The 1037-nt window shown below is 55.0% G+C and carries 2 protein-coding genes; both read right to left on the reverse strand.

What is annotated here, in order from left to right; all coding sequences use genetic code 11:
- Positions 1-395 (reverse strand): hypothetical protein (locus AC1DWI_RS24265; protein WP_477726057.1); only part of this gene is annotated, 395 nt, incomplete at its 3' end.
- A 46-nt stretch (positions 396-441) separates the two neighbouring features.
- On the reverse strand, positions 442-861 hold the full coding sequence (locus AC1DWI_RS24270; protein ID WP_477671196.1) for a DUF3052 domain-containing protein: 420 nt from the start codon (positions 859-861) through the stop codon (positions 442-444).
- Between the last annotated feature and the right edge of the window lie 176 nt (positions 862-1037).

The following is a 1037-nucleotide window of genomic DNA, read 5'->3' on the forward strand; positions in this document are numbered from 1 at the left end:
GTGTAACTCGACGCGCGAGCGGCATCCGCATACTCGACCGCCTGAACAAACACAGAATTCTTTTTTATATCGATGTTATAGAACTTGCTCACGCGACAAAACTCGTCAGACACGGAAAGGACTCCATAGCTTCCATCCGGATTTCCCTTGAGAATGAAAAGGCGCTCCTCGCGCTGTGGATTTCCACCTCTCTGCCCAGTGGCCACCAAAGCCAGATCAGCGATTCCGTCACCGTCCAGATCGCCTTCGGCGCTTGTCCAAATGAAATCCAGATGCGGAAAATCGGCCGAGATTACGGAAATGGCCTTCCGTCCCGTTGGCGTGTATTCAGCAGATACAGGCAGGGCTGAGGTGCAGAGAAGAGCAAAGATCAGCAGGAGCTTGGTGGCGACCATGAGTGGTACCTAACGTTTGTCTTGATGGAAGGGTTAGGCCGCATTCTCAGCGAAGCTCCTTGCGAACCACCAACTTGAGTCCCGACCAGACTTCCGTGACGGCGCAGACCTTGATATCTACGAAGCCGAGTGGCAGCGCCAACTCGCGGATAGTGTCTTCTGTGATGGTGGTCGGAACCTTGGCTGACTTCTTCGGCCAGGAGACCCACAGCGCTGCGTCGGATTTCAGCTTCTTGCGCAAGACACTCAGAGTCTTTGCCAGTTCTTCTCGCTGCGTGACAAAGGCGTGAGCGATATCTACCTTTGAATCGGGCTGGCTCACAAACTGCACGGCTGGTGGAAGTGGGGCCAACAGACTTTCGTACTCCTCAGGTGCTGCGATGAGCAGCACTCGATGCGCCTCTTTGATGCCAAGCTTCCTGGAAAGCGGCGTTCCAGAGTATCCAGCGGTGTTTGAGGTTGCCATGCGTCTTAACGTTGGACATGAGAGGCGGCACAAGGGTGAAGCCCCTGTGCCGTTCTCTCGATGGAAGGGTTAGTCGCCTGTTTCATCTGCGAGGCTTGGTTTTTTTCCCTTACGGCGTGGTGGCTCTCGGCCCACAAAGTGGGCAAGTACGATGAGCCCCAGACCGAGCAAGATGA

Source organism: Polaromonas sp. P3_C2, assembly GCF_056402675.1.